Here is a 6,360-nt window from a genome sequence, read left to right as displayed (position 1 = left end):
TTGCTTCATTGATTTACTTCGTGCAAAACTCGCTTCGAAAGCATTCGCTTCATAGTATAACATTTCTTCTTGGTGTAACGCCAAACTACAGCTCAACGATCTGCGACGTCCTCTTTACACCTACAAAAGCAGTTGAGCGAATGATCATCCACCATCCCCGATGCCTGCATAAAAGCATAGCATATTGTAGTACCCACAAACTTCATGCCTTTCTTCTTTAACACCTTACTCATCTCATCAGACCGAGACGTCGAAGCAGGTACATCTGCACGAGTCTTCCAATGATTAATAGTTGGCACACCTCCGACAAAGCTCCAGAGATAATCCGTAAAGCTTCCATATTCCTCGCAAATTTGCAAGTATACACCCGCATTACGAATGATAGAATCAATTTTCAATCGATTTCTAATAATCCCGGGGTCACTCATTAGCTCAGCAATTTTTGCCTCATCGTAATGGACAATCTTTTCCGGATCAAATCCGTCAAAAACCTCTCTGAAACGCGCTCGTTTTTTTAGTACCGTGTACCAGCTTAGCCCTGCTTGCATCCCTTCCAGCATAAGTAATTCAAACAGCTTGCGGTCATCGTACAGAGGTTTGCCCCACTCCTCATCATGATAGGCGATATATAGAGGATCATCATTGACCCAAGCACAGCGAGTGACTTCCATCCTGTTTCTCTCCTTTAATTATGCTTATGCATAGCTAAACCTTTACATCATCTATCACTGTAAACGAAAAAAAGGGAAGAACACAAGGTTCATCCCTAAAAAAGTTACTATTTTCTATAAGCTTACGTATTGCCAACCTCTTAAGGCTGGATCTGCACTCTCGTCTCTTTTTCCGGATCATCAGTGGTGTAGTAGAAGTTATAAATAGAAGCTTCTGTACCTTTAAAATCCTTATAAACATCAATTGCCTTGTTGTTTCCATCGCCAGTGAAATTAACGGTCACGGGCTTACCTAGAATACGTTCTTTCCCCAGTCCGATATGGGTCTGATTAATACCACCAAAGCGAGTATCATCACTTCCAGTTTCTACATAAAGATCGGCTCCCTGCATATAATACGTCCACTTCACAGGGTATCCGCCAAGTTGCTGGATAATTGTCTGTTTCTTTTGAGAGATGTTTGTTAAAAGAAGTGGTATTTTATCATCATTATTTTTGGTAATTTTATAGCTGCCATGCTGGGTCACCTTATATTTAGCAACAAAGGTAATCGGCGTCTCTTTCGTAATTTCAAGATCAACTGGCCGCTCAAAACGAAGCACTGTCAATTCTGGCTCTCCTTCTGGAGATCTCCAGAAATCACCCTCCAGCGACTTGCCTTCTACTTCAAGAGCAGACTTTTTGTAAGGGAAATTGTCGCCTTTCTCTTTACTTCGAATTGTGATTCGAATTTGAGTAGGTGTCAGTACCATTTTCTCCAGCGTGTAGTCAGTTTCACCCTCTTCTAGTGGCAGATTTAATGAGGTATTTATGGTTCCGCTCTCCATCTGCTTTTTACTTAATTGAAGATCGAAAGCCAACGGCCCCTCAACATTTTTCTCTTGCTTCATGTACTGAAGTTTATAAGTGAGCTGACCACTGGAAACATCTTCGGCTTTAAAATATTGCTGTGCGGTATATTCCCCATTTTCACCTGGTGCACCGAAAGTACCTCCGGGCAGCGAATTTATTAGCGTTCCGTTTTTGTACCCGACAATAGTTGGATTTGTCCATTCTTTTGCTTCTGGCTGATCAAAAATAATCGCTGAAGAGAATAACATTTTTTCTTGTCCTTGGGTAAAAGGTTTCACCTCTATGCTGCGCATTCCTTCCTGCCCAATCGGAAAATTCTGTGTCTCCTGCGATCGGATATCCAACGCTAAATCTAACTCCTGTGCGCTAAAGGCTTGCAGATTATCTGCAACTAATTGGACATTCACGTTGTTCTGCTTCGGCGTCCAATCACTTTCAAAATATCCGTTGTAAAGTTGATTTTTTTCATCCCAAAGCACATAACTGAATTCACTAGGATTACTCGCCCCATCTGCGTCCTTCAAGGTCATTCCTTTTACATTCCAAATTTCATTTTCCAAGCGTTTTCCTACATCCATAGTGAATAAGATGACCGTCCGATTCTCATCCACAATAGCTGTATGTAGCTTCAGCGTTACTCCATCCAGCGTCACCGATTGATCCAGTTGTTGTCCGAGATTTTGGGCCAGTGCAGCTTGAACGCCACCTCTCCCATGGAGCATATTATCCCAATTATAATGTACTGCCGCATATACAGGTGCCGCTGCAATAAGCACTGAAAATGAAGCAACCACCGCTATTTTACTCCAGTTTCTCCCTCTATTCTCGCTACCATTGATCATCCGAGCTTGTATGGGAGTCATTGTACTCCCTTCTTGCTCTAAGCGTCCCCACATGCTTTCAAAATCCGGATAAGGCACGCCTTTATCTTCATTTAATCGATGCTCCAGCATATTTTCCAACTTTTTCAAAAGATTCGCCCTCCTTTAGTTCAACTTCAACCCCAGCCTCTTGCAGGATTCTCCTCATTACCGTTAACCCTTTATGCAGCCTTGATTTGGTCGTTCCAAGTGGAATGGACAGCATATCCGAAACTTCAGCCAGAGTGAAATCATGCATATACCTGAGCGTGATCACCATTCTAAGTTTGATAGGAAGCTGACTCATATATTGCGCCCACTCGATTTCCGTCTCACGCTGCTCAATCTGCTGCTCCACAGTTGTTACTACCGTTTTGTTAAAGAAATGCAGATTGTCCGTTATCTTTTGCTGCAAAGTTCGTTTTCGTTTCAAATGATTGAGGCAATGGTTAACCGTTATTTTCATAATCCAAGCTTTCAAATGCTCCACGTTCTCACGATTCGTGCGAAATACGGTAATGAACACATCCTGCGTCAAGTCCTCTGCATCCGCCGCGTCATGCAGCATATAGTAGCAGGTTCGATATACATCCTTGTTGTAGGTTTCGAATAACTCCCGGTTAGTCTCCAACTCATGCGCCCTCCTTTCTGTTCTGTGATATCTATATGACAACCAATCTTTGGAAAAGGTTCGTTTTTCCGAGCATAAACTATGGCTACCTTTTTTGACATAAAGGAATTAGATAAGATTATAAACCCTCATCTCAAAAAGTTAGATGTTAGAAGCTAGAAGCTGTCCATAAAAAATAGGAAATACATACAAGCTATTAATTTAATCTTGAATATAAATATTACAGTGACATTTTATAGTCACTTATTGCGAGATTCGCACATCCTTCTTACAACAAAAAACATATTAAATGGAGGAAAGATAATGACTCTTTTAACTACTGGCCCCATAGAAAACAATGTCAATTCAGAAAACAACACCAGACTAACACAACAGGCCACAGTCAAAATTGACAATTGGAGCGGTCAGGATGCATCTACAGTTTTAATTGAAGGCTATTACATGAATGAAGAAAGAGTTCAATATGTCTGTGATCTTCTAAAAGTGATGCCCAATCAAGTGATAACTAGAAACTATTTTGCAGACTTTGATGCCTTCGAGTTTTTTTTCACAACCGAAGATTTGCCAACCAACCCCATCCAAATATCATTCTGGGGAAAGGATAGCACGGAGAAACTAGTAGCTCCCCATCGACTGGTATCATCAGAATTATCAGGGTATGTTGGGGCGACTGGCGCTACCGGAGACATCACCAATCATCGATACATGATTCCTGTGTTGATTATTAACAAAATCGGCTACCTCCAACAAAAAATAGGGTCAGTCTCCCGTAAGTAGGAGATTGACCCTTTTTCTTATATCTCACAAATTACATACAACAGACTAAACAATATTCATAACCTCTCGCGCTTGTGTATCTAAATCCTGGGCTGAAGAAGAAATATTCTTGAAATCATCTAATGCGATTTGAATCTGCTGTTGACTATCTTCTATATTTTCTTGTACCTGGTTTGTTCCTTTGGAGATCTTTTCGATTTCCAGCGTGATCGCATCCACACTATCTTTCACTTGAATGATCGAATCCTGCACCATGGAAGATAGCTTCCTAACTTCTTTTGCCACCACATCAAAACCTCGCCCAAACTCCCCGGCATGTGCCGCTTCAATTGCTGCATTAAGCGCTAAGAGTTGCGTTTGCGAAGCAATATTACGAATCGTTTGTACAATACCCTGAATCGATACCGCTTGTTTCTCCAGATTCGCTAACGTCTGTGTATTTTCGATCGATACTTCGGCAATTTTGTCGACACTCCGTAGTAGTTCTTGACTGCGTTCAATCCCTTTCTCAGCTCTTTGATTCAGGTTGTCCGACATCTCTTGCATCCGCTGCACCACAACACTCATGTTATTTTGACGCTCCGTGATATTAGCCGCTATCTTGGATACGCCAATGACCTGTTCATTGTTTTCATCAAAGACTGGCATATATGTAGCTTCCAACCATACCGCATTTCCTTTTGCATCCATCCGTTCGATTTTATCCTGAAAACTTTTCCCTAAAAAAAGATCTTGCCAGAACAACTCATAGCCCGGGCTATTTACAAAATGAGAAAAGCAAAACTCTTTGTGGTGCATCCCATACATCTCTTCTTTGCTATACCCCATCGAACTAGCAAAAACTTCATTCACATAAGCCACTCGTCGATTAAGATCAAACCTGATAATCGCTAAATTTTTTTCTAAAGATCGGACAACAAGCTCATCGGTAACTCCTTGAGAGTGTACCATTCCCATATAATAATTCCTCCTGAATATCAATAAGTTATTCGCGTCATCTTGAAGTATATTTGATCAATTATACGCGCTTATTACGCAGAGAGTAATACATCATTTTTATTAAGCTGAAATTAATTCGTAATTAAAATAGACCAATGACGAGCGGGTATTACTCCTTTCTAATAGTTGATCCCTGAAATAATCCTAAGTGATGATACTCAGGGAAAACCTCCCTATAATTTCTACCAAATTAAGCCTTTTTCTAGATATTAGAGATTTAGATGTAATAACAAAAACCCCAGCCGTAATTCCAGCCAGGGTTCGAACCAGTGCCTATTCTTTTTATGTACATTTCCTTATTTATTTCTTGGGTCCGTAATCTCCCATTTTGATGCCCCACACCGAATCCTTCTGATGGGCAGCAGCCTCCTTTAAACTTGGAAGTCTTACATCCAGAGGAGAATGCCGTTCCAAATACATCACAAAGGCCTGGCGAAGCCCAATCTCAGCATCCAGTTTATTAAGTTCGTTCGGGTGTTTCTCCATCTCCGCTAATTCTACTTCCCAACGGTATAAATCGCTTGCCTCAGATCGTTCCAGCCGAACTTTTTCAGTTAGCTCCCGCAGCTCACGGTAGGCCTGTTTTACTTTTGAAGAGTACAGTTGCTTCTGATTCATAAAAGTTAAGAATGCGATAAGCAGTGCTAAACCTATCCATAAAATAACGTTGTCCATATTCTCCCCCCTGCTTGGGCTATTCTCTTAATTATACACACCAGTACGCAAAAATACCCCACAATGTGAGGTATCTGCCCTAACTTTAGCATCTATTCTTTTTTCATAATTTCATGCAGCTGACGTTTGTCTGCTTCTAGAGCCCGGGCCTGGGCTTCGATATCCTCCAGATCTGCCTCCGCTGCTGAAAACTCTACGTCCTCTGCCTTCGCCTCGTACAGCATTTTCATCTTCTCGGTCTTTGAGAATATTTGCGAGTTCTCTCTATCCATAGTATCGATCGTCTCCCTTCTTATTAAGAAAATTATTATTCAAATCATCCCGCCTGCTTCTTCAATTATGCGTAATGCTTGATCATGGGACTCCGAATTCAAGATCACCGTAAGTAAAATATCTCTACCCGTCGGTCCTCCATCTCCGCCATGACTCATCCCACTGGCGCTGGTATCAGCAGCAGCTAGTATGCCTGTGTGTGCACGCTCAGCAGTCATGGAGTCCATTCTGGCAACATTGCCTGTCACTGGGTTTACCCCTGAGCTAAAGCTCGTGCCTCCATATCTACTGAAGCGATCAACGGAAATTTCAATGGCCCGAAGTGCACGGAGCTTACGAGCAACACCCTCCGCTTCTTCAGGACTTTTAAAATAAGCCAAAATAGATCTTTCCGACATCTTATCCCCGCTCTCGCTTGAAATTCAGATATCTGTTGCATTCCTTTATATTGTCTTCATTCCACTTCTTTTATGCCCTTTTTTTCTCATACTCCACTTATTTACTGGGAATTCGACATTTTCCTCGACGCTTCCCTGCAATATAGTACTAAAGTTGTATATTCGATTTGAAGTTATAGCTGTAGAATAAATTTAATTTTCATAATTTTTTACATTTTATGTTG

8 protein-coding genes are annotated in these 6,360 nt (G+C 41.3%); 1 reads left to right on the top strand and 7 read right to left on the bottom strand.

What is annotated here, in order from left to right; all coding sequences use genetic code 11:
• Window positions 1-92 precede the first annotated feature (92 nt).
• The 3 genes from CA600_RS21440 to CA600_RS21430 all read right to left on the bottom strand — a co-directional run bounded on the left by CA600_RS21440 (window position 93) and on the right by CA600_RS21430 (window position 3,014).
• Window positions 93-671: a DNA-3-methyladenine glycosylase I gene (locus tag CA600_RS21440; RefSeq protein WP_094872732.1), complete on the bottom strand. Its 579-nt coding sequence runs from the start codon at window positions 669-671 to the stop codon at window positions 93-95.
• Between the two features lie 140 nt (window positions 672-811).
• Window positions 812-2,494, bottom strand: a complete 1,683-nt coding sequence (locus CA600_RS21435) for a DUF4179 domain-containing protein (protein ID WP_094872730.1) — start codon at window positions 2,492-2,494, stop codon at window positions 812-814.
• The gene (locus CA600_RS21430; RefSeq protein WP_094872728.1) at window positions 2,454-3,014 is read right to left on the bottom strand and encodes an RNA polymerase sigma factor; all 561 of its coding nucleotides are present in this window, start codon (window positions 3,012-3,014) and stop codon (window positions 2,454-2,456) included. The genes CA600_RS21435 and CA600_RS21430 overlap by 41 nt, the downstream gene beginning before the upstream one ends.
• A gap of 303 nt (window positions 3,015-3,317) precedes the next feature.
• Between CA600_RS21430 and CA600_RS21425 the strand changes: the two genes are divergently transcribed.
• Complete coding sequence (locus tag CA600_RS21425) at window positions 3,318-3,791, top strand: hypothetical protein (RefSeq protein WP_094872726.1); 474 nt, start codon at window positions 3,318-3,320, stop codon at window positions 3,789-3,791.
• Window positions 3,792-3,836: 45 nt separating this feature from the next.
• On the opposite strand, the gene CA600_RS21420 is transcribed toward CA600_RS21425, so the two are convergent.
• From CA600_RS21420 to CA600_RS21405, 4 genes are all read right to left on the bottom strand, one after another.
• Complete coding sequence (locus CA600_RS21420) at window positions 3,837-4,748, bottom strand: methyl-accepting chemotaxis protein (RefSeq protein WP_094872724.1); 912 nt, start codon at window positions 4,746-4,748, stop codon at window positions 3,837-3,839.
• Between the two features lie 342 nt (window positions 4,749-5,090).
• Window positions 5,091-5,465 (bottom strand): hypothetical protein, encoded by a 375-nt coding sequence (locus tag CA600_RS21415; protein WP_094872723.1) that lies wholly within the window; start codon window positions 5,463-5,465, stop codon window positions 5,091-5,093.
• Window positions 5,466-5,557: 92 nt separating this feature from the next.
• A complete protein-coding gene (locus CA600_RS21410; RefSeq protein WP_042130382.1) occupies window positions 5,558-5,737 on the bottom strand; it encodes a YfhD family protein in 180 nt (59 codons plus the stop codon).
• A 39-nt stretch (window positions 5,738-5,776) separates the two neighbouring features.
• Window positions 5,777-6,136: a hypothetical protein gene (locus tag CA600_RS21405; protein WP_094872721.1), complete on the bottom strand. Its 360-nt coding sequence runs from the start codon at window positions 6,134-6,136 to the stop codon at window positions 5,777-5,779.
• Between the last annotated feature and the right edge of the window lie 224 nt (window positions 6,137-6,360).

The sequence above is a fragment of the Paenibacillus sp. VTT E-133280 genome (assembly GCF_002264385.1).
Taxonomy (GTDB): Bacteria; Bacillota; Bacilli; order Paenibacillales; family Paenibacillaceae; genus Paenibacillus_AQ; species Paenibacillus_AQ nitricinens.
This window is presented reverse-complemented; position numbering and strand designations above follow the sequence as displayed.